32 protein-coding genes are annotated in these 24744 nt (G+C 64.3%); 19 read left to right on the top strand and 13 right to left on the bottom strand.

Annotated features, from left to right (window positions below; all coding sequences use genetic code 11):
* Positions 1-161 precede the first annotated feature (161 nt).
* The gene (locus ABEJ63_RS10775; protein WP_375796418.1) at positions 162-1370 is read right to left on the bottom strand and encodes a LeuA family protein; all 1209 of its coding nucleotides are present in this window, start codon (positions 1368-1370) and stop codon (positions 162-164) included.
* Positions 1371-1646: 276 nt separating this feature from the next.
* Between ABEJ63_RS10775 and ABEJ63_RS10780 the strand changes: the two genes are divergently transcribed.
* Entirely contained in the window at positions 1647-1931 is a 285-nt protein-coding gene (locus ABEJ63_RS10780) for a DUF5779 family protein (RefSeq protein WP_375796377.1), read from the top strand.
* A gap of 43 nt (positions 1932-1974) precedes the next feature.
* Here ABEJ63_RS10780 and ABEJ63_RS10785 read toward each other — a convergent pair whose 3' ends face one another.
* Positions 1975-2469 (bottom strand): cupin domain-containing protein, encoded by a 495-nt coding sequence (locus ABEJ63_RS10785; RefSeq protein ID WP_375796378.1) that lies wholly within the window; start codon positions 2467-2469, stop codon positions 1975-1977.
* Between the two features lie 79 nt (positions 2470-2548).
* On the opposite strand from ABEJ63_RS10785, the gene ABEJ63_RS10790 reads away from it, so the two are divergent.
* Positions 2549-3217 (top strand): hypothetical protein, encoded by a 669-nt coding sequence (locus ABEJ63_RS10790; RefSeq protein ID WP_375796379.1) that lies wholly within the window; start codon positions 2549-2551, stop codon positions 3215-3217.
* A gap of 100 nt (positions 3218-3317) precedes the next feature.
* A complete protein-coding gene (locus tag ABEJ63_RS10795; protein WP_375796419.1) occupies positions 3318-3692 on the top strand; it encodes a hypothetical protein in 375 nt (124 codons plus the stop codon).
* Here ABEJ63_RS10795 and ABEJ63_RS10800 read toward each other — a convergent pair.
* Positions 3689-3898 carry a ribbon-helix-helix domain-containing protein gene (locus tag ABEJ63_RS10800; protein ID WP_375796380.1) on the bottom strand — a complete coding sequence of 70 codons (210 nt, stop codon included), beginning with the start codon at positions 3896-3898 and terminating at the stop codon, positions 3689-3691. The two genes, ABEJ63_RS10795 and ABEJ63_RS10800, sit on opposite strands and share 4 nt — an antisense overlap.
* An 82-nt stretch (positions 3899-3980) precedes the next feature.
* Between ABEJ63_RS10800 and ABEJ63_RS10805 the strand changes: the two genes are divergently transcribed.
* Entirely contained in the window at positions 3981-4307 is a 327-nt protein-coding gene (locus ABEJ63_RS10805; RefSeq protein ID WP_375796381.1) for a hypothetical protein, read from the top strand.
* On the opposite strand, the gene aglJ is transcribed toward ABEJ63_RS10805, so the two are convergent.
* Positions 4296-5318 (bottom strand): S-layer glycoprotein N-glycosyltransferase AglJ, encoded by a 1023-nt coding sequence (aglJ, locus tag ABEJ63_RS10810; RefSeq protein ID WP_375796382.1) that lies wholly within the window; start codon positions 5316-5318, stop codon positions 4296-4298. The genes ABEJ63_RS10805 and aglJ overlap by 12 nt on opposite strands.
* Positions 5319-5422: 104 nt before the next feature.
* Here aglJ and ABEJ63_RS10815 point away from each other — a divergent pair, with 104 nt between their 5' ends.
* Positions 5423-6250, top strand: a complete 828-nt coding sequence (locus ABEJ63_RS10815) for a TrmB family transcriptional regulator (protein ID WP_375796383.1) — start codon at positions 5423-5425, stop codon at positions 6248-6250.
* 74 nt (positions 6251-6324) lie between these two features.
* Here the strand turns inward: ABEJ63_RS10815 and ABEJ63_RS10820 are convergent, their stop codons facing one another.
* Positions 6325-7260 (bottom strand): glycosyltransferase family 2 protein, encoded by a 936-nt coding sequence (locus ABEJ63_RS10820; RefSeq protein ID WP_375796384.1) that lies wholly within the window; start codon positions 7258-7260, stop codon positions 6325-6327.
* A gap of 96 nt (positions 7261-7356) precedes the next feature.
* Here ABEJ63_RS10820 and ABEJ63_RS10825 point away from each other — a divergent pair, with 96 nt between their 5' ends.
* Genes ABEJ63_RS10825 through ABEJ63_RS10840 form a run of 4 tightly spaced genes read left to right on the top strand, consistent with a single transcriptional unit; the run spans position 7357 to position 12272 of the window.
* Entirely contained in the window at positions 7357-10311 is a 2955-nt protein-coding gene (locus ABEJ63_RS10825; protein WP_375796385.1) for an oligosaccharyl transferase, archaeosortase A system-associated, read from the top strand.
* Positions 10312-11268 carry a DUF368 domain-containing protein gene (locus ABEJ63_RS10830; RefSeq protein WP_375796386.1) on the top strand — a complete coding sequence of 319 codons (957 nt, stop codon included), beginning with the start codon at positions 10312-10314 and terminating at the stop codon, positions 11266-11268.
* A gap of 39 nt (positions 11269-11307) precedes the next feature.
* Positions 11308-11814: a gamma carbonic anhydrase family protein gene (locus ABEJ63_RS10835; RefSeq protein WP_375796387.1), complete on the top strand. Its 507-nt coding sequence runs from the start codon at positions 11308-11310 to the stop codon at positions 11812-11814.
* A 38-nt stretch (positions 11815-11852) separates the two neighbouring features.
* Positions 11853-12272 (top strand): universal stress protein, encoded by a 420-nt coding sequence (locus ABEJ63_RS10840; RefSeq protein ID WP_375796388.1) that lies wholly within the window; start codon positions 11853-11855, stop codon positions 12270-12272.
* Here ABEJ63_RS10840 and ABEJ63_RS10845 read toward each other — a convergent pair.
* On the bottom strand, positions 12269-12478 hold the full coding sequence (locus ABEJ63_RS10845; protein WP_375796389.1) for a hypothetical protein: 210 nt from the start codon (positions 12476-12478) through the stop codon (positions 12269-12271). The two genes, ABEJ63_RS10840 and ABEJ63_RS10845, sit on opposite strands and share 4 nt — an antisense overlap.
* A 68-nt stretch (positions 12479-12546) precedes the next feature.
* Positions 12547-12726: an HEWD family protein gene (locus ABEJ63_RS10850; protein ID WP_375796390.1), complete on the bottom strand. Its 180-nt coding sequence runs from the start codon at positions 12724-12726 to the stop codon at positions 12547-12549.
* A 123-nt stretch (positions 12727-12849) separates the two neighbouring features.
* Between ABEJ63_RS10850 and ABEJ63_RS10855 the strand changes: the two genes are divergently transcribed.
* On the top strand, positions 12850-13428 hold the full coding sequence (locus ABEJ63_RS10855; RefSeq protein WP_375796391.1) for a YbhB/YbcL family Raf kinase inhibitor-like protein: 579 nt from the start codon (positions 12850-12852) through the stop codon (positions 13426-13428).
* On the opposite strand, the gene ABEJ63_RS10860 is transcribed toward ABEJ63_RS10855, so the two are convergent.
* The gene (locus tag ABEJ63_RS10860) at positions 13395-13916 is read right to left on the bottom strand and encodes a GNAT family N-acetyltransferase (protein WP_375796392.1); all 522 of its coding nucleotides are present in this window, start codon (positions 13914-13916) and stop codon (positions 13395-13397) included. The two genes, ABEJ63_RS10855 and ABEJ63_RS10860, sit on opposite strands and share 34 nt — an antisense overlap.
* A 74-nt stretch (positions 13917-13990) precedes the next feature.
* Here ABEJ63_RS10860 and ABEJ63_RS10865 point away from each other — a divergent pair, with 74 nt between their 5' ends.
* Positions 13991-14554 carry a class I SAM-dependent methyltransferase gene (locus tag ABEJ63_RS10865; RefSeq protein WP_375796393.1) on the top strand — a complete coding sequence of 188 codons (564 nt, stop codon included), beginning with the start codon at positions 13991-13993 and terminating at the stop codon, positions 14552-14554.
* Between the two features lie 108 nt (positions 14555-14662).
* On the top strand, positions 14663-14794 hold the full coding sequence (locus ABEJ63_RS10870; protein ID WP_375796394.1) for a rubrerythrin-like domain-containing protein: 132 nt from the start codon (positions 14663-14665) through the stop codon (positions 14792-14794).
* Here the strand turns inward: ABEJ63_RS10870 and ABEJ63_RS10875 are convergent.
* Positions 14791-15246, bottom strand: coding sequence for a hypothetical protein (locus ABEJ63_RS10875; RefSeq protein ID WP_375796395.1), 456 nt, complete (start codon positions 15244-15246; stop codon positions 14791-14793). The two genes, ABEJ63_RS10870 and ABEJ63_RS10875, sit on opposite strands and share 4 nt — an antisense overlap.
* Before the next feature lie 103 nt (positions 15247-15349).
* Between ABEJ63_RS10875 and ABEJ63_RS10880 the strand changes: the two genes are divergently transcribed.
* From ABEJ63_RS10880 to cmk, 4 genes are read left to right on the top strand one after another with little or no spacing between them, the layout of a single operon-like run.
* Positions 15350-16831, top strand: coding sequence for a TraB/GumN family protein (locus ABEJ63_RS10880; RefSeq protein WP_375796396.1), 1482 nt, complete (start codon positions 15350-15352; stop codon positions 16829-16831).
* A complete protein-coding gene (locus ABEJ63_RS10885) occupies positions 16828-17460 on the top strand; it encodes a metalloprotease (RefSeq protein WP_375796397.1) in 633 nt (210 codons plus the stop codon). Before ABEJ63_RS10880 ends, ABEJ63_RS10885 begins: the two co-directional genes overlap by 4 nt.
* A gap of 43 nt (positions 17461-17503) precedes the next feature.
* On the top strand, positions 17504-18481 hold the full coding sequence (purM, locus tag ABEJ63_RS10890) for a phosphoribosylformylglycinamidine cyclo-ligase (RefSeq protein ID WP_375796398.1): 978 nt from the start codon (positions 17504-17506) through the stop codon (positions 18479-18481).
* Positions 18482-18520: 39 nt separating this feature from the next.
* On the top strand, positions 18521-19123 hold the full coding sequence (gene cmk / locus ABEJ63_RS10895; RefSeq protein WP_375796399.1) for a (d)CMP kinase: 603 nt from the start codon (positions 18521-18523) through the stop codon (positions 19121-19123).
* Here the strand turns inward: cmk and ABEJ63_RS10900 are convergent.
* Positions 19120-19659, bottom strand: coding sequence for a CBS domain-containing protein (locus ABEJ63_RS10900; RefSeq protein ID WP_375796400.1), 540 nt, complete (start codon positions 19657-19659; stop codon positions 19120-19122). The two genes, cmk and ABEJ63_RS10900, sit on opposite strands and share 4 nt — an antisense overlap.
* A 43-nt stretch (positions 19660-19702) precedes the next feature.
* Entirely contained in the window at positions 19703-20062 is a 360-nt protein-coding gene (locus tag ABEJ63_RS10905) for a DUF555 domain-containing protein (RefSeq protein ID WP_375796401.1), read from the bottom strand.
* Positions 20063-20331: 269 nt separating this feature from the next.
* Between ABEJ63_RS10905 and ABEJ63_RS10910 the strand changes: the two genes are divergently transcribed.
* From ABEJ63_RS10910 to ABEJ63_RS10920, 3 genes are read left to right on the top strand one after another with little or no spacing between them, the layout of a single operon-like run.
* Complete coding sequence (locus tag ABEJ63_RS10910) at positions 20332-20490, top strand: hypothetical protein (protein ID WP_375796402.1); 159 nt, start codon at positions 20332-20334, stop codon at positions 20488-20490.
* A 60-nt stretch (positions 20491-20550) separates the two neighbouring features.
* Positions 20551-21291, top strand: a complete 741-nt coding sequence (psmB, locus tag ABEJ63_RS10915; protein ID WP_375796403.1) for an archaeal proteasome endopeptidase complex subunit beta — start codon at positions 20551-20553, stop codon at positions 21289-21291.
* A 40-nt stretch (positions 21292-21331) separates the two neighbouring features.
* Positions 21332-22075, top strand: a complete 744-nt coding sequence (locus ABEJ63_RS10920; RefSeq protein ID WP_375796404.1) for an MBL fold metallo-hydrolase — start codon at positions 21332-21334, stop codon at positions 22073-22075.
* Here the strand turns inward: ABEJ63_RS10920 and ABEJ63_RS10925 are convergent.
* Together ABEJ63_RS10925 and ABEJ63_RS10930 are read right to left on the bottom strand one after the other, a co-directional pair.
* Positions 22072-23424: an LLM class flavin-dependent oxidoreductase gene (locus tag ABEJ63_RS10925; protein WP_375796405.1), complete on the bottom strand. Its 1353-nt coding sequence runs from the start codon at positions 23422-23424 to the stop codon at positions 22072-22074. The genes ABEJ63_RS10920 and ABEJ63_RS10925 overlap by 4 nt on opposite strands.
* Before the next feature lie 60 nt (positions 23425-23484).
* On the bottom strand, positions 23485-24711 hold the full coding sequence (locus ABEJ63_RS10930; RefSeq protein WP_375796406.1) for a carboxylate--amine ligase: 1227 nt from the start codon (positions 24709-24711) through the stop codon (positions 23485-23487).
* Between the last annotated feature and the right edge of the window lie 33 nt (positions 24712-24744).

Raw genomic sequence — 24744 nt, forward strand, 5'->3', positions numbered from 1 at the left:
CGAGTCGTGCGGCTCGTCAAATCGCCAGCACGGAGCGTCGCGCGTCGTCGCATCATCTGATGGTTTGCCCGCAGCCACGTAAGCCTCACTGGCAGCGCAACGCTTGCCGGTCGACACAGGCTGGACGCACGGCTGGGGGTCGGTCCCCCCGCGGGGTGCGCTCATCGCAGTGTGACCTCCTCGCCGGAGCGCTGGACACCGACTTCCTCGGCGAATCGCTCCAGCGTCTCCATCGTGACGCGCTTGTCGTCGGCACCACGGTCCTTCACCCGACGAGTGACCGCGCGTACCTGCTCGTCCGTGGGTTCATAACCTGCGTCGGCCAGCCGCTCGCGGACAGAGTGCTGGCCGGTGTGTTTGCCCAAGACGAGCTCTCGCTCGGCGCCGACCATCTCGGGGGTCATCACGCCGGGTTCGAACGTGTCGCTATTCTCGATGACTCCCGCCGCGTGGATGCCCGACTCGTGCGAGAACGCGTTGTCGCCGACGACCGGCTTGTTGCCTGGCGTGTCGATGCCGGATCGCTCCTCAACCAGTGCCGACAGCTCCGTGATGCGGGTGGTATCGATACCCGTGTCGACATTGTACAGCGATTCGGCGGCCATCACAACCTCCTCATAAGCGGCGTTGCCAGCCCGCTCGCCAATACCGTTCACCGATACCTGCGCCTGTGCGGCGCCGGCCTCGTAGCCGGCCAGTGCGTTTGCCGACGCCAGTCCAAAGTCATCGTGCGTATGTACGTCCACGCGGGCGTCAGTCGCCGCGTCGACTGTTCGCACGACGTTCGCGAAGCGGGTCGGCGTCGCTACCCCGCACGTATCGGGGATATTAATCCAGTCGACATCCGCCTCAGAGACGGCCTCGACAATTTCGACGAGGAACGACTCTTCTGTCCGGGTGGCGTCCATCGGCGAGAACATACATTCCACGCCGGCTTCTTTCACCCGCTCAACGGACGCGACCGCACGCTCGACCGCCTCTTCGCGGCTCGCGTGCATGCTGTCCTCCAGTTGGACATCGCTCGTTGAGACGAAGACGTGGACCATTTCCACGCCGCTGTCGATGGCAGCTTCGATGTCTTTGTCCACCACGCGCGCCAGTCCACACACCGTTGTGTCGGTATGTTCGGCGATGTCGCGAACGGCCTCAAACTCCGCGTCGGAGTTTACCGGGAACCCTGCCTCGATGACGTGGGTGCCCATCTCGTCGAGCACTGCCGCTATCTCTCGTTTGTCCTCGTACGAGAAGGAAGTTCGCGGCGACTGCTCACCGTCACGCAGCGTGGTATCGAAAATCCGTGCGTCGTCGAATTCGTGGGGGTTAGATAACGTCCCCGCGAAGAACTCGACCCGCCGACTCGGTCGACGTATCCTCTTGCGTCATAGCAACTGAGTGAACCAGTACGACCTACTTCAATGTTTCGTCACAGCGCCACCAGAATTCAATATATTACAGAAGGCGGCCGGGCATGGGCTGGAGAACCGCACGACCTAAACGCCCTGGTATGATACGTTATTCCCTATTATAGTACCATCGTCACGAGTTCACAGGGAGTGAATAACACACCCTCTGCTGGGGCGGGCGCACTGACACGCGGCGTCGGAACGCGGAGTTGGGTTTTTGCCATCCGCCCGCGAGCGTGACGTATGGGCGAGTTCGATCTTGACCTCCAGTCGGCGGAAGGGGAAATGGAACTACCGGAGGGAGACAGTGTCGTGCTCGGTATCCTCGATGGCTCCACGCCGGGCGAAGAGTGGCTTGCGACTGTAGAGGCGGGCAACACACTCGTGCTTGATGTTGAAGGCGAGCTCGCGGAGTTAGCAGCTGACTTCGCCCCGCGAATAAAGGAACTCGGTGGCACGCTAGTCCGGTTCCGCGGCTTCCTCGTGGTCACCCCGCCAGATATCGAGGTGGACACCGAGCGTCTATAGCCGTCCCGAAGGAGGGCAGTATCAAGCAGTCTTCGCATCCTGGCTACGACGGCCCAGGTGTCAGCCGGTCGGTCTCGGCGCCACAGGCTTGACACGAGAGCACATACACCGTCGTCTCGTCGGTTTCTTCGACGGCAAAGTCGCGGTCAGTCGCTGCATTACACTCCGGGCATTCTTCCTCAAGCACCGCGCCATCGGCGGCCTTGGGTGCGCCGGCGGCAACAAGTCGGCAGCCATCCTCGCCGGCAACGGCACGCTGGGGTGCACCCGCAGGAACGAAGAACGCCTCACCGGCGTCGACGCGGTGTTCCCCCTCAGCTGTCTCCACCGTGAGATAGCCCTCAAGCACGTATAGCAACTCCTCATGATTTGGGTGGTAATGGTAGCCCCATGGGACCTGTTCGCCGGGGTCGGCGACGATGAGATTGAACCCAAACTCTGTGGCGCCAACGGCCTCGTCGACTTCCTTCTTGTGGCGGGTTGGGTTCGGCGCGTCCGGTAGGTTCTCAACAACGACGTGTTCATACTCGTCGGACATGTGACCGGCTCGGCGCGCATCTAATATAAGCCCTGCCGGGTGGCGACGGTTTATACCCGGCAGGCGTCTCCTCATTGATATGCCTATCAAGGGTTCCGGCGAAGCGGCGCCGCGCACGATAAATCGGTTCGACGGCGGCGTCGGCTGGATTGCTTACCCTCAAGAGGGGATGCAGCGAGCCTCCCAAGCCCTCGCAACAGATGCAGGCGTCATATTAATCGACCCAATCGAAGCGCCCGATATCGAGACGACCTACGAAGAGTTCGGCGATGTTATCGGCGTCGTCGTCCTGTTGGACCGCCACGAGCGTGATGCCGCGGCGTTCGCCCGCCGCCACGATGTCCCCGTCGGCGTCCCATCAGCACTATCGAATGTCTCACCAGACGACACCGAGACGGTACCGCTCCCGGACCTGCTCGCCGGGACGGACTACCGTGAGGCGAGCGTGAGCACGCCGCTGTGGGATGAGGCCGTGGTCGTCGATGAAACAAACGGCACGCTCGTTGTGCCGGAAGCGCTTGGGACGGCAGGCTTCTTTCGGGCTGGCGACGAACGGCTGGGCGTCCACCCCGCGCTCCGACTGACGCCGCCCCGCCGGCTCCGCGAGTTCGACGTTGAGCGGGTGCTCGTCGGCCACGGGGAGGGGATACTCACAGATGGGAGCGTCGCTATCCGTGATGCGGTCGACAACTCTCGGCGGCGCGCTCCAGCGGCTTACCTCGGGGCACTTCGGGAGTTCATCGCCTGAGGCTCGAGTTTAACGCCACGCGCGAAGGGTTTTACCCCCGCGTGGTCTATCACTTGACGTGCTCTGCGCGACGACCGGGTTGGTGGACGCACTCCTTCGGATGGCTGACGACCGCGATCCGAACTCAGTCACGGTGGCGCTGGCAACGCGCCCTGCCCGGGACCTCCCGGAGTTGGATGAGGACGGCCCCGCTCCCGACGAACCAGTGTTTACCGATCTCTACCTTCCGGAGACTGGCGGCTCCGTCAGTGCGGTATTTGGGATGGACCTTTCGACGCCGCGGACACAGGGGCGATTTGTCTCCCACCCGACGGGACCGCTCGCGCTCACGCAAGAGGATGATCTGCACGAGACGGTGCTGGTGGCGGTACCGCCGTACGATCGCGACTCGCTGGCAGCGTTCGACCGGCGGGGCTCCCGAATCGAACTCACCTTGCTTGACGCCGCGCCCCCAGAGGTTGCCTTCGAGGGTTAGCGGAGGTAACCGAGGTCGTGCAACTGGTCGGCGATTTCGCGGAATTCCGCCTCTGTCAATTCGCCTTCCTGCTGGTGCTGGATGACAATACTCCGAAGAAGGAACCGGACGAGATCGGAGGTAGACGAGAAGCTGGTCCCCTCGATAGTCTCCTCGACGCGGTCCGCAAGTTCGGTCGGAATCGACACGGTGGTGTAATCGGTCACATCTGTGTGTCGGGAGCGTCAGTATTGTGGGTTTCGGGCCGGCTCCGGTGACTTTTCAACCGGGCCCGCCATGTGACCGGTAATGGGTGTTCGGCCGCCAGCTGACGACACGACAGACGAGGAGCCGGACGCGCTCGCATTCGGCATCGCAGCGCTAGACGCGCACCTTGACGCAGCGACATTCCCGGCGACAGCCGGGGAGCTGACCGACCAGCTCGGCGATCCCGCTGTCCCGTACGATGCCGCCGGTAACGAGATACGGCTCTCGGAGGCGCTCCGCGAGACGGACCGCGAGCGGTTCGAGACGGAACAGGAACTGCTGAACGCGCTCCATCCCGTCTTCGAGCGGCATCGTGAGCGTGCGAGCTCCAGCATCGTCGCTCAGCTTCGCGGGCTGTTACCGTTCTGACCCGTCGTGGCCGGCCGACTGCCGCTCCGTCGGTGGCTCTTGGCGCTCCTCGCTCCCGGATTGTGACGTCGATGTCGTCTCTTCGAGCCGCCGCTCAAGCAGTTCCTCCAGCCGCCTGGTCTGCTCGCGGGTAGCAGTGACGACGACGTCCGACAGCACGCCAAACACAAACAATTGTACGCCGAGGATAATGCCGGCCGCGCCTACCACGGCAAGCACCTCGTGAGACACCGGAGGTGTCCGCAGGAACCACTCGGCTGCGACGAACGCCGCCACCCCGAGTCCGGCTGCCAGAGAAACAGCGCCGACGCTCCCGAAGTAGAACAGCGGGTTACTCGTCTTGGCAAGCCGGTACAGCGTGAGAAAGATGCGGCCGCCGTCTGTCACCGGATTGAGGTTAGTCTCCGACTCGTCCGGCCGGGCACGATAGGTGATAGGGACAACGGCCACCCGAGTGTCGTGTTTGACCGCCTCGACTGCCAGCTCCGTCTCGATGCCAAATCCGTCCGCAGCGAGCCGATACCGGCGGAATGACGCTCGAGTAAACGCCCGGTAACCCGAAAGAATATCACCAAGGTCACGACCGTGGACGATCCGGAACACGGTGTTCGCCAACCGGTTGCCGACGCGGTTGAGCCGGGACATCGCCCCCGGCTCCATGTCCGCGAATCGATCACCAACGACGTGCTCAGCTCGGCCCGACTCAATCGGCTCAAGCAGGCGCTCGGCGTCTTCCGGACGATAGGTCCCGTCTGCATCGGCCATCAGTACGACCGGTGTACGTATCTCCTCCAAGACCGCCTGCCTCACGGCCTGGCCTTTCCCCCGACCGCGTTGGCGGACGACCCGAGCGCCGGCCTCGCGGGCGAGTTCGCGAGTGCCGTCCGTCGAGTGGCCGTCAACGACGAGCACGTTCTCGAACCCGTGCTCGCGGAAACCGCCTACTACGTCGGCGACGGTAGCCGCCTCGTTCATCGTGGGCAGCAGCACGCAGACATCGCCGGAGTCCATCGGTCGGAACTGGACTCGCCCCCGCCGAAAAGGTTCCGGGCGGGCGCCGACCAATCTCATCCGGTCTCCCAGGTGCTTAAGCCCACGCCGCGGTAGCCGTCAGTATGGATCAACCGGGCCTGTTCGACACGCTCGGGCTGACAGAGTACGAGGCGACGGCGCTGGCAGCGCTGCTCCGTCTCGGTCAAACCACCGCACCTAACCTCGCGGAGGCGACCGGGATTCCCAAGGCCCGCATTTATGACGTCCTCGATTCGCTTGCCGACCGCGGTTACCTAAAGGTGATTCCCGGCCGTCCCAAGGAGTACCGGCCGTACGACGCCGAAACGGTACTCGAACGGGCCGTCGAGAACCGCCGGCAGGAGTTGGAATCGTTCGAACAGCAGATTGCCGACGAGCGGGATGCGTTCCTCGCGGAATTCGGATCGGCCGACGACGAAGCAGCCGCACCCGCTGCAGAGCTGTTTCACGTCGTCGATGTCGGAGAGCCATCTGAGTCGGAGACGCGTCGGCTCTATCACGAGGCAACCGAGGAGGCATACGTGCTGACAAAGAGTTTTGAGTATCTCGACGCCGTCCGTCCGTCGCTGTCGTCGGCGCTAGACCGCGGCGTTCGCATACGGGCGCTGTTCTACCACCCGGACTTGCTCGACGACGCCGAGCAGCGCGTGCAGGCGGAAGTAGTCGAGCAGCTCCGCAAGCAGCTATCGGCCGTGGAGTTCCGCTTCTCGACAGGCCGGCTCCCGTGGCGCGGCACGTTCGTCGACCCGAGCATGGAGTACGACGACGGCGAGGCCATCTTTCTTGTTGAGGAGCCAGAGGTACCCGATCACATGCGACAGGCCGCACTCACAGAGAACGGCTCGTTCGTCGCTGGCTTCAAGCGCTACTTCGAAATCGTGTGGGACCACGAGAGCGTGGCGAGCGTGTAGTCAGAGCTGAACAAGAACCGGGTCTGACTGACCGTCACGCTCCATGATGTGTGGTCGTGCAGGCCTACAGGATGTCACCGCCAGTAAACCTCACCGTAGAGGTAGCCGAGCCCAACGGCAGCCGTCAGGATGAACAAAAATAGCAGCTGAGCACCCTCGTCCCTGCTCGGTGCCCGGATGAGGCGGGCGACACGGTCAGGGATATACTCACGGACAAGCCGGGCGAGAAATGTCCGCTCGGCGCCGGTCGCCTCCGGCGCAAACCGCTCCATTCCTCGTTTAGAGACTCCCTGCATGAACGCTCGTCGAATTAGCCACACGGGGTCTGTCCGATAGCTATAGATTTTGTGTTCCACCACCGCGTCAGGGACATACCAGACGCCCTCACCGTACATAGCCCGGAATCGAGCGCTCAGTTCCGTCTCACCACCCTGCAACTGCTTGTCGCCCTTCCGGCCGCCGACATCTGGCTCGAAGCCGCCTAACTCGGCAAAGACCTCAGCATCGAAGGCGATGTTTGAGCCGAAGCCATTGCGTACCTCCCCTTCTGTATCGGGATTACCACCGGGACCGAAGCCGCGGCCCACAACGCCGATAAGAAAGTAGAACTCCTCTGGGAGGAAGTCAGGGCGACCCGCGACCCACTTGGGAACCATCCGGCCGCCGACCGCAAGCCGGTCGCGCGCCTCGACTGCCTCCATCAGCCGAGCGAGCCAGTCCTCGTGAGCGACGGCATCGTCGTCGAGGAAAGCAACGAATTCTCCCGAGGCCGCGCTGGCGCCGGCGTTGCGCGCAGCGAGCAGTCCACGGTTCTCAGTGAGCGTCTCGACACGGACGGCTGGGTGGTCGCCGTAGTCGCGCTCCATCCGCTCGCGAACCGACTCAGAGCCATCGGAGACAAGCACGAGTTCCACGTCGTCGTAGGTGCCCTCAAGGACGGAGTCCGCCGCCTCGGCCAGCGCATCGTAGCGGGCCGGCTCGTGCGTGCAGACGACGACGGACACCTGCATGCCGGGGCCTGGAACGCCGGCGGCGATATGGCTTGTGTTTCCTCCGTGTCCCGGATATGAGAAGGCTTATGCGTGTTTTGGGGCACCCACGTAGCAATGAGTAGGCTCTCCGACCGGCTCGCAGCCGAGGCCGATTCATCGGTCCTCGATCTGCTCCGCGACTACTACCACGTCCCACTGCTGGCGCTGGCGGTAGCCGTGTCACTGTGGATACGGACCCGGGGATGGCGGAACTTCGTCACTGACTCCGGGGTGCTCTTCTCCGGGAACGACCCGTGGTACCACTACCGGATGGTCCAGTACACCGTCGCAAACTGGCCGTTCACGATGCCGTTCGACCCGTGGACTGGCTATCCGACAGGCACGTCCGTTGGCCAGTTCGGGACACTGTTCGACCAGCTTATCGCAACAGCCGCACTCGTGGTCGGTCTCGGAAGTCCGAGCGAGCACACCATCGCGATGGTCCACCTATTTGCGCCCGCTGTATTCGGTGCACTCGCGCTCCTACCGGCCTATGCACTTACTGCCCGTGTCACCGACCGGCTGGGTGGGCTGATCGCTGTCCTGTTCCTCTCGCTCACCACCGGCCAGTTCCTGACGCGAGGAGTCGTCGGCTTCTCTGATCACCATATCGCGGAGGTGTTCTTTTTTACCCTGGCGGCGGCTGCCGTCGCCCTCGCGCTCCGAGTCGCGCTCGCCGAGAAGCCTGTCTGGGAACTCGTCGTCGCCCGTGAGTTCGACCCGCTCCGAAAGCCGGTCGGCTACGCAGCGTTAGCGGGTATCGCCATCACACTCTACCTGTGGACGTGGCCGCCGGGGGTGTTCCTCCTCGGTGTCCTTGGCATCTTCTTCGCCGTTGCCGCCTCCATCTACCAGGCTTCGGGCACTAGCCCCGACCACGTCGCACTCCCGGGCATCGTCATTGGGCTGGTCGTCGCTATCCTCACGCTGGTCACGATAGACACGTTCACACTGAGCGCGGTGAAACTCTCGCTGCTCCAGCCGCTGCTTGGGGTTGGGCTAGCGGTTGGCTCCGTATTCCTCGCCGCGCTCGCCCGCGTGTGGGAGGCGAACGATGTTGACCCTCGGGCGTACCCACTTGGCGTGCTCGGGGTTGCAGTCATTGGCCTCGGCGCGTTCGCCCTCGTCTTTCCCGAGGCGTTTGACTTCTTCCGCGGACAGGTGCTTCGCATCTTTGGCTACGACGCCACGGCCGCCTCCCGGACCGTCGCAGAGGCAAAGCCGGTGCCGCTTGACTCGCTTGTCGGCTTCTTCTCGAACTATTATGGATTCGGCTTGTTCACAGCCGTGGCCGGCGCACTCGTCATGCTATACACGCTGGCGGTCGCCGACGAGCCGCGGGCCGATCGGCTGTTTTTGCTCGTCGTGACCCTCTTCATGTTCTTAGCGGCCATTACCCAGCGCCGCTTCGAGTACTACTTTGTCATCCCCGTGGCGGTGTTGAACGGCTACCTCGCAAGCACCGTCTTCGACATCGTCGGCCTGCGCCAACGGATTGTGAATCTTGAGCGGCCAACTGGCTACCAAGTGATGGCCGTCGTCGCTGTCCTGCTCGTTGTGGCTGCGCCGATGACGGTCGGTGCGCGCACCGCACCAAGCGTCGCCAACCAGCAGGCCTCACCAGGCGGCGTCCAGCAGTGGACGGCGAGTCTTGACTGGATGGAAGAGAACACGCCAGCAATGGGCGCATATGGTGACGGCTCACCCGGCGAAATGGAGTACTACGGTACCTACGAGCCGACAGACGACTTCGAGTACGAGGACGGGAACTACGGGACACTCGCGTGGTGGGACTACGGCCACTGGATAACGGTCCTCAGCAAACGGGTCCCCAACGCCAACCCGTTCCAGCAAAACGCTGGCTTTGCCGCCGACGTACTGCTCGCTCCTGATGAGGATACTGCCGTCGAGATGCTGGAGAACGGAGGCAGCGAGGAGACACGGTACGTCATCGTCGACTATCCACTCGGCGTTCCGGGCACCCGCAAGTATAGCGCGCCCACCGCTTTCGAGTCACGGTACGACATTCAGCCGAACGACCTCCGACGGACTATCTTTGACCGCGGCTCCGTCGAGCAGGCTATCCGGCAAGGGGATGCTCGGTTGGTGCGGCGGGCCGTGACACTCAACCGACCGCGAGCATACGACAGCCTCCGGGTCCGACTCTACCAGTTCCATGGTAGCCGTATCTCGCCGCGGTCGAACGGCCAAGTCGTCGTGTTCGACTGGGCAACGGATATCCGTGGCGTGCCGACAACGCCGGCACAGGGGAATCTCACGAAAACGTTCCAAAATCGCTCTGCCGCCGAGGACTTCGTCGCCGCTGACGGCACCTCCCAAATCGGCGGCACACCAAATCTCCCCGCTAAGACGGTACCAGCACTCGAGCATTTCCGGCTCGTGCACGCGAGCAATGAGTCGCGCATCGGCCAAGGACGACAAGTGTACGCCGCCGTGAAGACGTTCGAGCGGGTACCCGGCGCGACGGTCCGTGTCGAAGGGCCGCCGAACACGACGGTCATCGCCGCGGTCCAGATGGAGATGACCGCACGCGACCGCCAACGGCTCGGTCTAACGGGTGATGGCCGCATCAGTACTGTCTCGACAGGCCGACAGCAGACGTTTGTTTACCGCCAGCAGGCGCGTACGAACGGGGACGGTGTGGCAACGTTCACACTGCCGTACTCAACGACGGGCTACGAGGCGTACGGCACAGAGGCCGGCTACACGAACGTCAGCGTGCGCGCGACCGGTCCCTACCGATTCTCAACGCCGGTGCGGCAGGACAGCGAGACGTTGACGACGTACTACTTCAACGCCACTGCTGACGTGACCGAAGGCCAGGTAATCGGCGAGAACGAGTCAACGACGACGGTCGAACTCGAACGGACGGTGCTTGACAAGCCAGAAGGCGCGAACAACACCTCCGCATCGCTCACGACGCCGTCGCTGCCGGAGACATCGACGGAGCCGCAGGATGCCCGCAAGCCCGCCACGGACACTAGGCTCATCGCGGCGCGAGCCTCGTAGATGGGCGCCGACAACCGCCCAGACGGCGGGGGGCGGCACCCTGCGGCGGTTATCTACCTGAAGGGTGTCTGCATGGGTGCCGCCGACGCCGTCCCGGGCGTCTCCGGTGGCACTATCGCACTCATCGTCGGTGTCTACGAGCGGTTAGTCTCGGCACTGACGGCACTGGACCCGCGCGTACTCCGGCACGTGAGCCGGCTCCACACCCAGGACGGCCGGCGCGCGCTGGTGCGAGACCTCGCAGCGATGGACGTCCCGTTCCTCGTCGCGCTCGGACTCGGCGTGGTTACCGCGGTGGTTGCGATGTCCGGCGTGATGCACGTCGCCGTCACCGAGTACCCCGGGCTGACGTACGCCTTCTTTTTCGGGCTCATCGCGGCCAGCGCCGTCGTCCTGCGGGAGGAACTGTGGCTGGCGGCCCCTCAGGGCGTGGCGGCTGCTGGCGCCGGCTTCACGCTCGCGTTCTTGCTGTCTGGAGTCGCCCGGAACGGCCTGCTCGCGCCGTCGCTGCCGGTCCTGTTCGTCTCTGGGATGATCGCGGTATCGGCGATGATTCTGCCGGGCGTCTCTGGCTCGTTCATACTCGTGCTGCTCGGCCAGTACGAGTTCCTTACCGGAGCACCAGGCGCCTTCCTGTCGGCACTGGTGGCGACCCTGCGGGGCGGGTCAGCCGACCTCGCGTCCGCGACGGCAGTAGTGGTCGTCTTCGTCGCGGGCGCCGTTGTCGGGCTGTTGACCATCTCCCACGCCGTCAGCTACGCGCTTGCGACCCACCGTCGGCTGACACTCACCTTCCTCGTGGCGCTGGTCGTGGGTGCGTTGCGGGCGCCCGCGATAGAGGTGGCCGATGCCGTCGCGCGGACGCCGGCGGCGCTGGCTGCCGTCACCGTCGCGGCACTCGTCGGCGCGGGGCTGGTGCTCGCGCTCGACCGGACTACGGACGACCTTGACTACTGACGCCGGCGGAGTTTAGTGGCCGGGGGCGGGAGCAGCGGCATGGTTGTACGCTCGTTTGACGGGATGGAACCGGAGATACACGAGACAGCGCGAATCGACGAGGCAGCCGTCGTCGTCGGTGACGTGGTGCTTGAGGCCGACGCGTCGGTGTGGCCGAACGCCGTCCTCCGGGGTGACCGCGGACAAATTCGGGTCGGCGAGGCGGCCAACGTCCAAGATGGTGTCGTTTGTCATGAGGGAGCCGAACTTCGAGCTGGGGCGACGGTCGGGCACAACGCCATCGTCCACGCGGCGACAGTCGGCGAGCGCGCGCTCGTCGGTATGGGCGCGACAGTGCTTGACGGCAGCGTGATCGGTGAAGCAGCGATGGTCGCGGCCAATGCGCTCGTCCCGGAGGGGACAGATGTGCCCAGACAGACGCTCGCTGCCGGCGTCCCCGCGGAGGCAAAGACTACCTTCGAGGAGTCACCGTGGGCGGCTGCCGGCGAGGAGTACATCCGGCTCTCACAACTCCACGAGGAGACCAGCGAGCGGCTCGACGAGTAACTCGGGGTATTTTACCGGGCGGGCGCGAGTCACCCGCCATGACAGTACTCGCCGCCATCGACGGCGACCGCGACGAGGATCCGGTCGTCAGCACGGGCTACGACCTCGCGTCGGCCTACGACGACCGGCTGGTCGTGTTGCATGTGATGAGCAATGAGGAGTTCGCAGATCGCCAGGACTCCACCCAGGAGTACTTCCTTGAGAACGCCGAGGAAACAGCCCGCAACGTCGCTCGCCGTATAACCCGTGGAACACTCGGCGGCGTCGGCGACATCCAGTTCCGCGGCGCGGTCGGACCGGTCGCCGAGACGATAATCGAGTTTGCAACAGAGGTGGACGCGCGTTACCTTGTCATCGGCGGCCGCGACCGCTCGCCGGTCGGGAAGGCGCTGTTCGGCTCCAAGACACAGACGCTGCTGAGTGACGCCCAGCGGCCGGTCGTCTGCGTGCAGACCTAAGCGGGGACAAGCCGGGTACGCCCACCGCGTCGCTCAAGATACACCTCTGCGTCCGCTCGTCGGGCGTACGTGGCCACCCGGTCGAACGGAAGATCAGTGACGTCAAGCCCATCGCCGCTGTCCGCGAGCCACGTCGCCGGGGGAAGGTCGGGCCGCTCGTCGGTTGCCCGCTCCTCGGTCCGCACTGTATCTATGCTGATGCTCATAGCTATACGAAGGAGCGAATGGCATCTTAAATCGAGCCTCCCGCGCGGTGAAAGTGAAAATGAATACTTTAAGCGTTACCTGGTTCCTGTACCGGGTTGTAGTCGCCATTGATGTCCCACTCGTGGATGCAGGTAGCCGACCCCTCCTCCCCGTCGATGACCCATGTACCCACGTCTTCGTCCCAGCGGTCCTCACGGCCACACAGCTCGCACGTGCGCTCGGTTGGAGGGACGATGACTTCTGACATGTTCTTCGGGACGTCGCGGGCGGGCATGAATCCTGTGTCGTGGCACTTGACTTCCTCCCACGGCGGAAACTGTGGGTTTTCGTCTTGAACAAGTGTAAACCGTAGGTCGCCGTACCAACGGTGATGCCAGAGCGTCGACGCGTCCTTGCCGGGCTGGGAGCCGCGGTAACCGCTGGGTTCGCCGGCTGTGGCTCTGCCTCGCGGACGGCGACACCGGACGCTCTCCGGTTCACCGTGCCTGCGCTCGCCGACGGGACGGTACCGACCCGGCTAACGTGTGACGGCGATGGTACGTCGCCGCGTGTGGAGATCGACGCCGTGCCGCCGCCGACGGAATCTATCGCGCTCATCTTCACCTTTCCCGACGACATCGCCTCACAGGTGACGCTGTGGACGATGTGGAACGTGCCGCCAGAAACGGAGACGGTACCGGCGGACGTCCCGGCAACCGAGCGAGTGGCCGCGCTAAACGGTGCCCGACAGGGACGCAATGCCCGCGGTGACATCGGTTACCTGCCGGTGTGTCCGCCGCCGGGTCGCTCATACGAGCACTGGTTCACGCTATATGCATGCCGGCGGCAGCTCGATCTCGAGGCCGGTGCCTCGCGGGACGCATTGGCGGAGGAATTGGAGACAGCGACGCTTGCCTCGAAACGGGTAGTAGCAACCTACGAGCGGTCGATGAATACAACCTCTTCGTAAGAGTCACCGTCGATAGTGGTCTCGCCGCGCTCGTCAGTACGCTCGAAGCCGCAGGCCGCAAAGAAATCCGTAGCGGTCTCATTGGCCGCAAGCGCCATCGCACGGACCGTCTCGTAACCGCGCTCATGGAGTCGCTGACGGGCTGCGTTCACCAGTTCCCGGCCCACACCGCGTCCGCGAGCGTCCGGTCGCACATACACACGGAGGATGTCACCGGTTTCGGCCGTCGCGTCATCGTCTTCGCGGGGGGCAAAGGCGTGGACGAATCCCACCACGCAGTCGTCTTCTTCGGCTAATAGGAGCACGTGGGTCGGGTCAGCCGCATCTCGTCTGATACGCTCGGGATCGTACCAATCGCGCGCGGCCGCGCCAGGGTGTTCGCGAGCGAGCAGGTCAGGATAGTCGTGCTCCCACGCCGCGGCGGCGACGGCCTCTATCGCCTGTGCATCGGACTCCTCGGCCGGCCGGACCTCCAGCGACACGGACATATTCATCTGTAGGCAGGCCGAACGGAAACGCGTTGTCCCGCCGCGACTAAGCCACTTGCCCCCGAGCAACCGGTATGGGCTTTCATACGTTCGATGCTGATCGAGCGGCGACGCTTGACGACCCTGCGCGCTTCGAGCACTGCTCGGTCGAAGAACTGTTCGGCCTCCTCCCGCCAGACACGGCAGCGACCGTCGCCGATCTTGGGAGCGGCACCGGCCTCTATACTGAGCGGCTGGCGCAGGCATACAGCCGGGTGTATGGCGTCGACGTGCAGGCTGCGATGCACGACTACTACCGCGAGCGAGGAATTGCCACCAACGTCGATCTTGTGCGCGCAGATATCGTTGATCTCCCTTTCTCTGATGGGGAACTAGACGGCGCCGTCTCTACGTTCACCTTCCACGAGTTCGCAGACGTGTCGGCGCTGGCAGAGTGTCGCCGGACACTCCGGGCTGGGGCATCCCTTGCGTTGGTCGACTGGTCGGCAGCAGGCCCCGGTGAAGCCGGCCCACCGACAGCTGAGCGGTACGACGCCGCGGCAGCGGCAGATCTGCTGGCCGAGGCGGGATTCGTGGTGGAGACAGCCTGCGAGCGATGCGAGACGTTTGCGGCTCTCGCTCGCACCCCGCAGAACTGACCATCCGTCCACCATAGAATTTTCTGGGCGGCAGCATATTAGGTAATTAGAGACGTAATAATAGAAATAGGAACAGAATTTAGGGAGATAGTGCGTTATGAAAGAAACATGCAACACGACCCCTCGTCCACGGATGTAAGCCTGTACGAGTGTTACGAGTGTGGCGCCCGCGTTGAGAGCGACGGTGTCTGCCCGGAGTGTGCTGGCGAAGTCCGGAATCTAACGGTCCCCCGCAACTAGAAGTCGGGGAGGTCTTCGGGCGCGTCGAACTCCGACTCCCAGTCGATGTACTCTTCTTTGAGCACGTCACAGACCGTCTGGCCCAACTCCGTTAGCCCGGCGTTGATAGTCGATACCCGGTTCCACGATTTGAGATCGGGGTGGAGTTCTCGCTCCTTCCAGTCTTCCGGAATGCCAGGGGCGTGGTAGCCGACCCGGTCGGCGAAATCGTCCCAGAAGAAGTCGAAACCAGCAGTCAGCCCGAGATCAGTGACCACAGCCCAGTCGTTCTCGTCGAGCGTTGTGCTCTCGGCCCACTGCTCGAAGGCCGTCACCCATGCGCCCTCTCGAAGGAATGTCTGGAGCTCTTCCCGGCGGTAATCCTCGCTTCCAGGATCAGTATCAGCATACTCGCCGGCATCGTGGCCGACAGCGAGGGATGGTGGGTCAGGCGGGTCGGCGTCAAGGCTCATACTCGTCATTGCGGCCGAGTGGCTTTATTCACCCGGGTCCCGACCCGTGCCGGCATCGGCCTACCCCGACAGCTACAAACGGCCGCGGCTGCAGTCTCCGGTGATGAGTGGGCAGGCGCCGGAGTCGGCGGGCGAAGTCCGCGTCGTCGGTACCGCGCACGTCTCTGCAGACAGCGTCGACGAAGTAAAGCGAGTCATCGAGTCGGAGCAGCCCGACATCGTCGCTGTGGAACTTGACGAGGGTCGCTACCGACAGCTGAAAGGAAAGACGCCCGACAATCTTGAGGCCGCGGACCTGCTCGAAGGGAACACTGTCTTCCAGTTTCTCGCATACTGGATGCTCTCGTATGTACAGGCGCGCATGGGCGAGCGGTTCGATATCACACCGGGCGCCGATATGCTCGCGGCTGTGGAGACCGCTGAGGAACTCGGGCTTGATGTTGCACTTGTGGACCGCGACATCCAGGTGACCATCCAGCGATTCTGGGCGCGGCTGTCGACATTAGAGAAACTGAAGCTAATCGGCTCACTTGCGCTTGGCGCCGGCGATCCCGTCGTCGTCGGGCTTGGGGTAGGAGGGATGGTCGGAGCGCTGCTCGCCGTCCCGGCCGTCGCGTTGTTCGGACCGGTCGTCGTCCCTGCAGGACTCGCACTGCCGGGGCTCGTCGTCTCGGTCGTTGACTTCCTGCTGGTGGCGGCACTCGTCGGCCTCTCCTTTGGCGTCGCGCTCGCCGTAGCCTTCGGACTCACCGGCCCGGATGAGGACATGGAGGAACTCGACCTTTCAGAGCTGACTGATGCCGACGTGGTGACGGCAATGATGGAAGAGTTCCGCCGATTCTCGCCAGGGGGCGCGGAGGCGCTCATCGACGAGCGGGATGCCTACATCGCTCATCGTTTAGTCGCGCTGCGCGAGTCGGGCAAGCGAGTCGTTACGGTAGTCGGTGCGGGCCACCGCGAAGGCATCGAATCGTACCTCGAGCGGCCGGAGACACTGCCAGATCCGGCGACACTCACCGGCCGGCAGGCATCAGGCTTCTCAGTGTACAAGCTGTTCGGCTACCTGTTCACGCTCGGCTTCCTCGCCTTCTTTGGGCTGGTAGCGATGGCGGGCGTCTCGAACGGCTTCCTGCTCCGGCTATTCGGGGCGTGGTTCCTCGTCAACGCTATCTTTTCGGCGGGGCTGGCGAAGCTGGCGGGTGCCCACTGGCAGTCGGCGGGTGTGGGCGGCGCTGTCGCGTGGCTCACCTCCGTTAACCCACTTCTGGCGCCCGGCTGGTTCGCCGGCTATGTCGAACTCCGCTACATCGACGTCAACGTCGCCGATATCGCCCGGCTCAACGATATCGTCTCCGACGAGGATCGACCGATTCGACAGCTGCTCGGTGACCTCCGGGCCGTACCGCTGTTCCGCCTTATCGCCGTCGTCGCGCTGACAAACGTCGGCTCGTTCGTCGGGAGCCTCCTGTTCGCGACGGTACTCATCCCGTACCTGTTCGCGGACGTCGGCGGGCCCGACGAGGTGGCACGGCTCATGCTCGAGGGCGCCCAGAACAGCCTCGACCTGCTGGTGGGGCTCGTATGAGCGGCCGCATCCGGTTCGCCCGCGAGGAACTGCGCGATATCGGCGCTGCGTGGGGGCTGTTGTCGCTCGCGTTCACGTTCTTTATCGTACGGACGAGCCGGTACGCCATCCTGCCAGATCCGACGTCGGTACCGATCGGCTACCTTGCATCCGTCTTCGTCGCTTCGCTGCTAACGGTTGGCGTGGGGTTCCTGCTGCATGAACTCGCCCACAAGGTGGTGGCCGTTCGATTCGGCCAGATCGCGGCCTTCCGGGCCGACTACGGAATGCTCGGGCTGGCCGTCCTTGGCGGGCTGGCAGGCTTCCTGTTCGCCGCGCCGGGAGCGGTGTACCATCGTGGCCGGATCACCCCCCGTGAGCATGGGCTTATCGCGCTGGCCGGCCCGGTGGTGAACGTCGCGCTCGCAGCCGCGTTCGTCCCGCTGTGGCTCGTCGGCGGTCCAGTAGGGGAAGCCGGCCAACTCGGCGTCGTGGTCAACGCCGTGCTCGCCGGCTTCAATATGCTCCCTTTCGGCCCGCTCGACGGCGCAACCGTCCGGGCGTGGAGCACACTCGTGTTCGCCATCGCCTTCGTCATCTGTGTCGGGACAGGGCTGTTGGCGTACCTGTTCGTGGGCTTCCCGTTCTAGACGGGACCGCAACCGCTATGCGGTCGTCGCCCGCGGTGTCCGTATGACCGATGAGGCCGACGAGGAACTGACATACGCGGCGGCCGGCGTGGACATCGAGGCGAGCGAGGCGGCGACGGCAGCGCTTGTCGGCGCAGTCGGCGAGTTCGAAGGCGACTACGCGGGGCTAGTTGAGGTCGGCGACCGATATCTCGCGCTCGCGACGGACGGCGTCGGCACGAAGTTGCTTGTCGCGGAGGCGCTGGGCGACTACTCGACAGTTGCCATCGACTGCATTGCGATGAACGTCAACGACCTCGCAGCTGCGGGCGTGACGCCGGTAGCATTCGTTGACTACCTCGCCGTCGACGAACCCGACGAGCGGTTCGCAGAGCAGGTGGGTGAGGGGCTCCGCCGGGGCGCAGAGGCGGTCGGAATGGCACTGGTCGGCGGCGAGACGGCCGTGATGCCGGAGGTGGTGAAGGGGCTCGACCTGGCGGGAACCTGTGCGGGGCTCGCGACCGCTGACGAACTGTTCCCTAGTGAGGCGGAGGCCGGTGATACGCTCGTCGGCTGGCGGTCGTCGGGGATCCACTCGAATGGGCTGACGCTCGCGCGGCGGGCGGCGACCCGCGACGGCGGCCGCTATGACGACCCGTTCCCCTACGAGGGGTACGACACTGTGGGAGAGGCGCTCCTCGAGCCGACGCGGCTCTACACCGACCTGCTCGATCCGCTCCACGACGTGGAGACGCACGCCTGCGCACACGTCACCGGCGGTGGCTGGACGAACCTCGCGCGGATGGGTGAGTTCGCATACGATGTGACCAATCCCTACGAGCCTCAGCAGGTGTTCAAGTTCATCCAAGGCCGGGGGAATGTCGCCGACGAGGAGATGTACCGCACGTTCAACATGGGGACAGGGTTCGTCGCGGCGCTCCCCGAGCACGACGCCGATCGGGTGGCCGACCGGACCGACGGGCGCGTAATTGGCCAGGTGCGAGAGGGCGAAGGCGTCGAGATACGCGGGCTGTCGCTGTAGTGCCGACCGGTTTATCACGCCGGCGCGCCCACAATCGCTATGACCAACGGGGCTGGCAGCGAAGAGCAGAACCTCTTCATTACCGTCTCCGGTACGCCCGGGTCGGGTGTTACCACGCTGTGTGAGGGTCTCGCTGACGAACTTGATTGCGGCTATGTCTCCGGCGGGGAGGTGTTCCGCGAACTCGCCGAGGAGCGGGGAAAGACACTGACGGAACTGGTCGCTGAAGCCGGCGAGTCCGACGAGATTGATCGTGCGCTCGACCGGCGGCTCTCGCGTATCGCCGAACAGTGGGGGACCGCTAACAAGAGTTTCATTCTCGAGTCACGGCTCGCCGGCTGGCTCGCTGGGAACCGCGCGGACCTGCGCGTGTGGCTGGACGCCCCCGACGAGGTGCGGGTCGCACGCACCAGCGACCGCGAGGAGATGGAGGCGGAGATGCGTGTTCGAGAGGTCATTGAAGCGAGTCGCTATGAGTCGTACTACGGCATCGACCTCTCGGATCGCTCCATTTATGATTTAGTCGTGAACACCGGCCGGTGGAGTTCCGCCGCGGTCCGACAGCTCGTGCTCACTGGCATCGAATCATACGATCCTGACGCGGATGAGGGAGCGTTCGAGACGCCGGAATTCAATCCTTAGCTCAGCCGCGAGGCAACGTCTGCCTCCGTGATGATACCGACAGCCTCGCCGCTCTCGGTCACCATTACGGCCTTATAATACTCGAGCAGGTGTCGGACCTCGTCGATGCTAGCGTCAGCAGCGACGGTAGGGAACGACTCGCTCATATGCTCGGAGACTGGCTTCTCTCGGTCTGCCTCCGCGAGCCCCACGAGATCAGACTGGGAGATGCTGCCGACTGGCCGGTCGTGCTCGAGCACCGGCAGCTGCGAGTAGGCCTCCTCGTCCATCAATCGAGCGGCTTCCCGAACGGCGTCGTCCGGCGAGACGCTGACAACGGCCTCGTGCATCAGGTCACGCGCCTTCAGGACGTTCCCCTCCGCCTCTTCTAACGCGGTGACGATGCGGCGAAGTGTCGACAGCCGTGGGTCGACATCACCCCCCTCGATGCGGGCGATGAGCGGCTGTGACACGTCCGCTCGGTCGGCCAATTCGCTCTGGGTCAGCTCCAGCGCCTTCCGCTTCTCGCGGAGATCGGCGGGGGTCGGCAGCTCCATGTCTCGTAATGCTCGACGGTTATCCCTAAAACCAACGGTAATCTCAGTCCTCCTCTTCCGGCTCCATCTCCATCGTATCGATGACCTTCAGCGGGACGTCACGGAGCGCGCCGCCCACCTCTTTCTTGGCGACGCGGCGCGCGTGCTGGGTGCTCTCCACGTTGAACACCTTCATCTCTAGCTGAAGGCCGACGAGAGCGGTATCAGCGGCGACGAACACAGAGTCGAACGGCTCGCCGCAGGCGGGACACGGCGTCGCGCCGACGCCCACCTCGACGTAGTCCATATCCTGTTGATTGAGCCGCTTGCCCGCCTCGCTAACCGCTACACCGATTGCGTCGTCGACTTCCTCAACATCACGGACCAACCACGCCGCTTCCATCGCGACCAGATAATCGCTCATAATGTCACCCAGCGGGGCCGCAAACTTGACACTACGGGATTGTCCCGCGCACGTTCCACGGAACCCGCTCGTAAGTTATGGGGATGTTCCCCCATGCCCCTCACGACGTCACGGGTTGCCCGGCACGCGTGCCCCCAGAGCCAGCCTACCACGGAGCCACGAGGTCAAACCGGCACATCTGGCGTTCCGAGGGCTCTCAGGCCCATATGCGGCGTTGGCCGGGGCCGGTGCGTTTATATATTGGTGTCGTCTGTCTTCCGGCTACACCGATGACGATCCGACCCGCACGGTTCGCGCTGTTCGTCTCATACCAGCTGACAGTCCTACTTGGCGTCCTACTGATGCCGGTCGCGCTGCTCGCGCGACAGTTCGGCGTGCCGGTTCCGTTCGACCGAGTCCTATCGACGCTCGACAAGCGGGTGGAGTGAGTCGCGGCGAGCGGCGACGGAAGGGTGTCGTTTATACGCGGGCGCAGCCAACACCTGCCAATGCGTAACGAGGAGCTTTCCACCGACACCCCAGAGCGGGCAGCGCCCGAGTTCGACCTCGACCCAGAGTTCGACCCATACGCCCCGGAGGTCGGCGAACTGCCGGAGAACGACCTAACCAAAGCCGATCTTGATAACGTCAACAAGACGGGCACGACTACCATCGGAGTGACGACGCCCGATGGCGTCGTCATGGCCACCGATATGCGCGCGTCGCTGGGTGGCCGGTTTGTCTCCAATAAAGACGTCCAGAAGGTCGAACAGGTTCACCCGACTGCGGCGCTGACGATGGCCGGCTCCGTCGGAGGCGCCCAGTCGTTCATCCGCACTATCCGCGCAGAGGCGAACCTCTACGAGGCGCGCCGCGGCGAGAACATGAGCATGGAGGCACTTTCCACGCTGTGTGGCAACTTCCTTCGAGGCGGTCCGTTCTTCCTTGTCTCGCCCATCCTCGGCGGCATCGACGACGAAGGGAGCCATGTCTACTCGCTGGACCCCGCCGGCGGCGTGATGCGAGACGACTACACCGTCACTGGCTCAGGAATGCAGCTCGCATACGGCGTCCTTGAGGGCGAGTACACAGACGACCTGACCATCGATGAAGCCCGCCAGGTTGCTGCCCGCGGCATCCAGTCTGCCGTCGAGCGCGACACTGGCTCTGGCAACGGAATCTATCTCGCCGAGATAACCGGCGAGGGGGTCGACATCGAGGGGCACAAAGAGTTCGACGACCTGCTGTAGCCGGCGAAAGTTCCTTCGGACCCCCGACGGTACGCGAGACATGGTCCAGCACGACGGGACGACAGCTGACTGGCTCGGCTACGCAACGCTGCGGCTGGCCGGCGAGGATATCACCGTCTACCTCGACCCCGGCCGCTACGGCGTGCTCGACGGCCTCAAGCCCCAGGACGGCGACGTTGTCTGTGTCACCCACGATCACCACTATGACAGCGACGCCATCCGGCAGGTCGCCCGCGAGGACGCAACGCTTGTCCTCTTTGACGGGATCGACGCGAACCGCATCGACCGGGACGTCGAGCGGCCGGCCGACCTCCCATACGAGCTCGTCAACGTCGACGAGGAGACGGACATCGCCGTCGGGGACCCGACCGGCGATCGGGACGACGGTCCTCGGCCCGGTGAAGTCTTCATCCGCACGCTACCAGCGTATAACGACCCGAACGGCCCGCATACCCGGGCGGACGGTGAGCCGTTCCACCCGCCGGGATTCGGCTGCGGGTTCCATCTCACGCTCCCGAGCGTGTGGGGCCGGGACGTGACTGTCCTGTGGCCAGGAGACACGGACGTCCTTGCAGGTCACGCGGAGCTCGACGTATCGTTGTTCTGTCCGCCAATCGGCGGCTCGTTCACGATGGACCGCCAGGAGGCCGCGCGGCTGGCCGAGGAGTTGGCTCCGAATCTGGTTCTACCGATTCACTACGACACCTTCGAAGCCTTAGAGACGGATGCCGCTGCGTTCGCGGGGGATGTCGCCGGCCGAGGGGTGCCGGTCGTCCTCGATTAGCGGCGTGCAGGATGGTCCGTGGGGAGCCGCGGACCGGCACCGCCGGCCCGCTCACGGAGCGTCTCACCTGTGGTGTCGACGAGCAGGCCGCGCTCGCGCAGTTCGGGGACAACGAGGTCAACAAAGTCGAACAACGAGTCGGGCCGCACTACTTCCTTCACATTGAATCCCGCGATGGGCAACTCCTCGTACCAGGCAGCAAGTTCATTGGCCACTGTCTCGGGCGTGCCGACGACGATGGGAGAAGTAGAGCCAAGACCAGCGAACTGCGCCATCTCGCGGACCGTCCACTCTCGGTCGGGGTCAGCACGCGTGAACGCGTTTACCGCCCCCTGTATCGCTTCCGTTTCGATATGCTCGAGCGGCTGGTCCGGCTCGAGCGTCGAGAGGTCCATATCCATAAATCCTGACAGGAGCGCCAGCACCGCCTCGACATCGACCGTCTCTCGGAAGCTCTCGTGTTTCTCGTGGGCGAGCGCCTCTGTCTCACCGACAATCGGGACGACGCCGGGATAGAAGCCCAGCGAGTCGGGATCCCGGCCGTGGTCGCTTGCGCGCTCGCGGAGGTCCTCAACATAATCGCGGACGCCCGCCTGTGTGGGGTACGAGCAGAATACTGCCTCGGCATTGGCAGCGGCAAACTCTCGGCCTCGTTCCGAAGAGCCAGCCTGATAGAGATAGGGTGTCCGCTGGGGCGACGGCTCGCAGCCGTGGGGCCCCTCCACGGAGAAGCGCTCGCCCTCGTGGTCGATGGGCTGGACGCCGTCGGGGTCGGTGAATACGCCAGTCTCGCGGTCACGGAGAACAGCGTCGTCGTCCCACGATTCCTCCCAGAGCGCGTAGCAGACATCCATGAACTCATCGGCCCGGTCGTAGCGGTCGTCGTGGTCGAGCCGCTCGCCGACCCCGAGGTTGCGGGCAGCCGACTCCAAATAGGAGGTGACGATATTGAATGCGACGCGGCCGTCGGTCAGGTGGTCGAGCGTAGAGAACTCCCGGGCGAGTTCGTACGGATGATTATACGTCGTTGACCGAGTGACGGCGAACCCTAAGTCGTCGGTCACCTCTGCCATCGCCGGAATCAGGAACCGGGGATCGTTCGATGGCGTCTGGACGGCCCGCTTGATGGCGACATCACGGTCGTCGTCGTAAACGTCGTAGATTCCCCGGACATCGGCGAAGAAGACGGCATCGAAGCCGCCCCGCTCGGCGGTATGGGCCACCTCCGTCCAGTAGTCACGGTCCGTGTAGTCGGCTGCTCGGTCACCGGGGTAACGCCACGCGCCCGGCGAGACATGGGTGACCGCGTTCATCGTGAACAGGTTCAGCCGCATCCGGTCGCGGTCCATATTCCCGACTCGGCCGGCTCCGGGGTAAGGCGATACGATACCGGCGAGCAACGCAGGCTTTCAGCAGGCGCAGTAGTAGTCCCGGTCAGCGAACTCTGTGGCCAGCAGGGCGCGTGCTGGCCCCGGGTCGGAGAGGCGGTAGACGCCGGTCGTCAGCCATCCACCAGCCTCGAATTCCCCGGAGAGCAGCGCCGCCCACTCCCCGTCTGAGAGCACATCATCAAAGCCGGGGTCCTCGAAATTGAGCCGGAGGTAGTCGGGGAGGTACACCCACCGGGCGTCAAGCGGACCGGTATGGACCACCTCAGTGCCGATAGCGTCGGCGTAGGCGGCCATTGGCAGGTTGATGCCCGCGGCCACGGCCAGCCCTATCCACTTCCATGGGCGCGTGTTGACGTCTAAGAGAACGAACTCCTCACGGTCAGCGTCATACAGAAATTCCGATTCAGAAATGCCGTAGTACCCCGCGTCGGCCAACAGTCGCTCAGCTCGTTCGCGTACGGTCGGCTCTTCGACCCGATCGACCACACAGGAAGTACCGTAGCCAGTCGGGTACCGGATGCGCGCGTTTCCGACTACCCCCAGCGGCTCGCCGTCCGGCGAGATGTACGAGGCGAAGGAGTGGTCCTCACCGGTCGCCCGCCGTACCTTCTCTTGTGCCATCACGCGAACGCCGGCCTCCTCGGCGGCCGCGACGGCCTCGGCGAATTCCTCCTCGTCATCAACTTCGAGGACGTTCGTTCCAACGGCCTCCTCGAAGCGCCGCTTGCGGGCCGGCTTCACCACCAGCGGAAAGCCAAGCGCGTCGGCGGCTGTCGTTGGGTCTGTCTCCTCAAGGAAGTATGTCTCAGGGAAGGGCACGTCGAGTCGGTCGGCCCGTCGGTAGAGTTCGTACTTGTCAAGGACGGTGTCAACGACGTCAGCCGCGAATGTGAGCCGGACACCCGCCGGCGGATCATCCGCCAGCGCGAGTGCCCACTCGTCCATGCAGCCGAACGCCACCGGCTCGTGGTCGACGGCCGCCGCCAGCCGCTCGATATCCGCCCGGAACTCGTCGGCGTCAGCAAGCGGATACGTCACCTCCCCAGCAGCGACTACCGCGTCGGAGGCGGGAGCCACGCCGTCGCCGGATCGGTCCAGCGCGATGACGGGCACGTCGTGGGCCGCCAGCGCGCGGGCCACGCTCAGCCCGGTAACGTGCGCGTTAGCGACGAACGCTGGCGGGCGGGCGAACTCACGGTCTTGAAGCGTTGTGAGCAGTTCCTCGAACGAGCGAAATTCAGTCATCGCGCCCCTGTACTCGGGCGCGCGTGGAAAGTG

Origin of the sequence: Halosegnis sp., assembly GCF_042216475.1 — an archaeon.
GTDB lineage: Archaea > Halobacteriota > Halobacteria > Halobacteriales > Haloarculaceae > Halosegnis.

Coding starts and splice junctions, on each gene's coding strand:
- ABEJ63_RS10785 (WP_375796378.1), bottom strand. CDS start 2,469: ATGTCCGACGAGTATGAACACGTCGTTGTTGAGAACCTACCGGACGCG.
- ABEJ63_RS10905 (WP_375796401.1), bottom strand. CDS start 20,062: ATGAGCGATTATCTGGTCGCGATGGAAGCGGCGTGGTTGGTCCGTGAT.
- ABEJ63_RS10860 (WP_375796392.1), bottom strand. CDS start 13,916: ATGTCCGTGTCGCTGGAGGTCCGGCCGGCCGAGGAGTCCGATGCACAG.
- ABEJ63_RS10845 (WP_375796389.1), bottom strand. CDS start 12,478: ATGAGCATCAGCATAGATACAGTGCGGACCGAGGAGCGGGCAACCGAC.
- ABEJ63_RS10920 (WP_375796404.1), top strand. CDS start 21,332: ATGGTCCAGCACGACGGGACGACAGCTGACTGGCTCGGCTACGCAACG.
- ABEJ63_RS10850 (WP_375796390.1), bottom strand. CDS start 12,726: ATGTCAGAAGTCATCGTCCCTCCAACCGAGCGCACGTGCGAGCTGTGT.
- ABEJ63_RS10840 (WP_375796388.1), top strand. CDS start 11,853: ATGACAGTACTCGCCGCCATCGACGGCGACCGCGACGAGGATCCGGTC.
- ABEJ63_RS10855 (WP_375796391.1), top strand. CDS start 12,850: ATGCCAGAGCGTCGACGCGTCCTTGCCGGGCTGGGAGCCGCGGTAACC.
- ABEJ63_RS10825 (WP_375796385.1), top strand. CDS start 7,357: ATGAGTAGGCTCTCCGACCGGCTCGCAGCCGAGGCCGATTCATCGGTC.
- cmk (WP_375796399.1), top strand. CDS start 18,521: ATGACCAACGGGGCTGGCAGCGAAGAGCAGAACCTCTTCATTACCGTC.
- ABEJ63_RS10880 (WP_375796396.1), top strand. CDS start 15,350: ATGAGTGGGCAGGCGCCGGAGTCGGCGGGCGAAGTCCGCGTCGTCGGT.
- ABEJ63_RS10830 (WP_375796386.1), top strand. CDS start 10,312: ATGGGCGCCGACAACCGCCCAGACGGCGGGGGGCGGCACCCTGCGGCG.
- ABEJ63_RS10835 (WP_375796387.1), top strand. CDS start 11,308: ATGGTTGTACGCTCGTTTGACGGGATGGAACCGGAGATACACGAGACA.
- ABEJ63_RS10805 (WP_375796381.1), top strand. CDS start 3,981: ATGGGTGTTCGGCCGCCAGCTGACGACACGACAGACGAGGAGCCGGAC.
- ABEJ63_RS10870 (WP_375796394.1), top strand. CDS start 14,663: ATGCAACACGACCCCTCGTCCACGGATGTAAGCCTGTACGAGTGTTAC.
- ABEJ63_RS10780 (WP_375796377.1), top strand. CDS start 1,647: ATGGGCGAGTTCGATCTTGACCTCCAGTCGGCGGAAGGGGAAATGGAA.
- ABEJ63_RS10820 (WP_375796384.1), bottom strand. CDS start 7,260: ATGCAGGTGTCCGTCGTCGTCTGCACGCACGAGCCGGCCCGCTACGAT.
- ABEJ63_RS10875 (WP_375796395.1), bottom strand. CDS start 15,246: ATGAGCCTTGACGCCGACCCGCCTGACCCACCATCCCTCGCTGTCGGC.
- ABEJ63_RS10925 (WP_375796405.1), bottom strand. CDS start 23,424: ATGGACCGCGACCGGATGCGGCTGAACCTGTTCACGATGAACGCGGTC.
- aglJ (WP_375796382.1), bottom strand. CDS start 5,318: ATGGACTCCGGCGATGTCTGCGTGCTGCTGCCCACGATGAACGAGGCG.
- purM (WP_375796398.1), top strand. CDS start 17,504: ATGACCGATGAGGCCGACGAGGAACTGACATACGCGGCGGCCGGCGTG.
- ABEJ63_RS10930 (WP_375796406.1), bottom strand. CDS start 24,711: ATGACTGAATTTCGCTCGTTCGAGGAACTGCTCACAACGCTTCAAGAC.
- ABEJ63_RS10900 (WP_375796400.1), bottom strand. CDS start 19,659: ATGGAGCTGCCGACCCCCGCCGATCTCCGCGAGAAGCGGAAGGCGCTG.
- ABEJ63_RS10795 (WP_375796419.1), top strand. CDS start 3,318: ATGGCTGACGACCGCGATCCGAACTCAGTCACGGTGGCGCTGGCAACG.
- ABEJ63_RS10865 (WP_375796393.1), top strand. CDS start 13,991: ATGGGCTTTCATACGTTCGATGCTGATCGAGCGGCGACGCTTGACGAC.
- ABEJ63_RS10815 (WP_375796383.1), top strand. CDS start 5,423: ATGGATCAACCGGGCCTGTTCGACACGCTCGGGCTGACAGAGTACGAG.
- psmB (WP_375796403.1), top strand. CDS start 20,551: ATGCGTAACGAGGAGCTTTCCACCGACACCCCAGAGCGGGCAGCGCCC.
- ABEJ63_RS10885 (WP_375796397.1), top strand. CDS start 16,828: ATGAGCGGCCGCATCCGGTTCGCCCGCGAGGAACTGCGCGATATCGGC.
- ABEJ63_RS10910 (WP_375796402.1), top strand. CDS start 20,332: ATGACGATCCGACCCGCACGGTTCGCGCTGTTCGTCTCATACCAGCTG.
- ABEJ63_RS10790 (WP_375796379.1), top strand. CDS start 2,549: ATGCCTATCAAGGGTTCCGGCGAAGCGGCGCCGCGCACGATAAATCGG.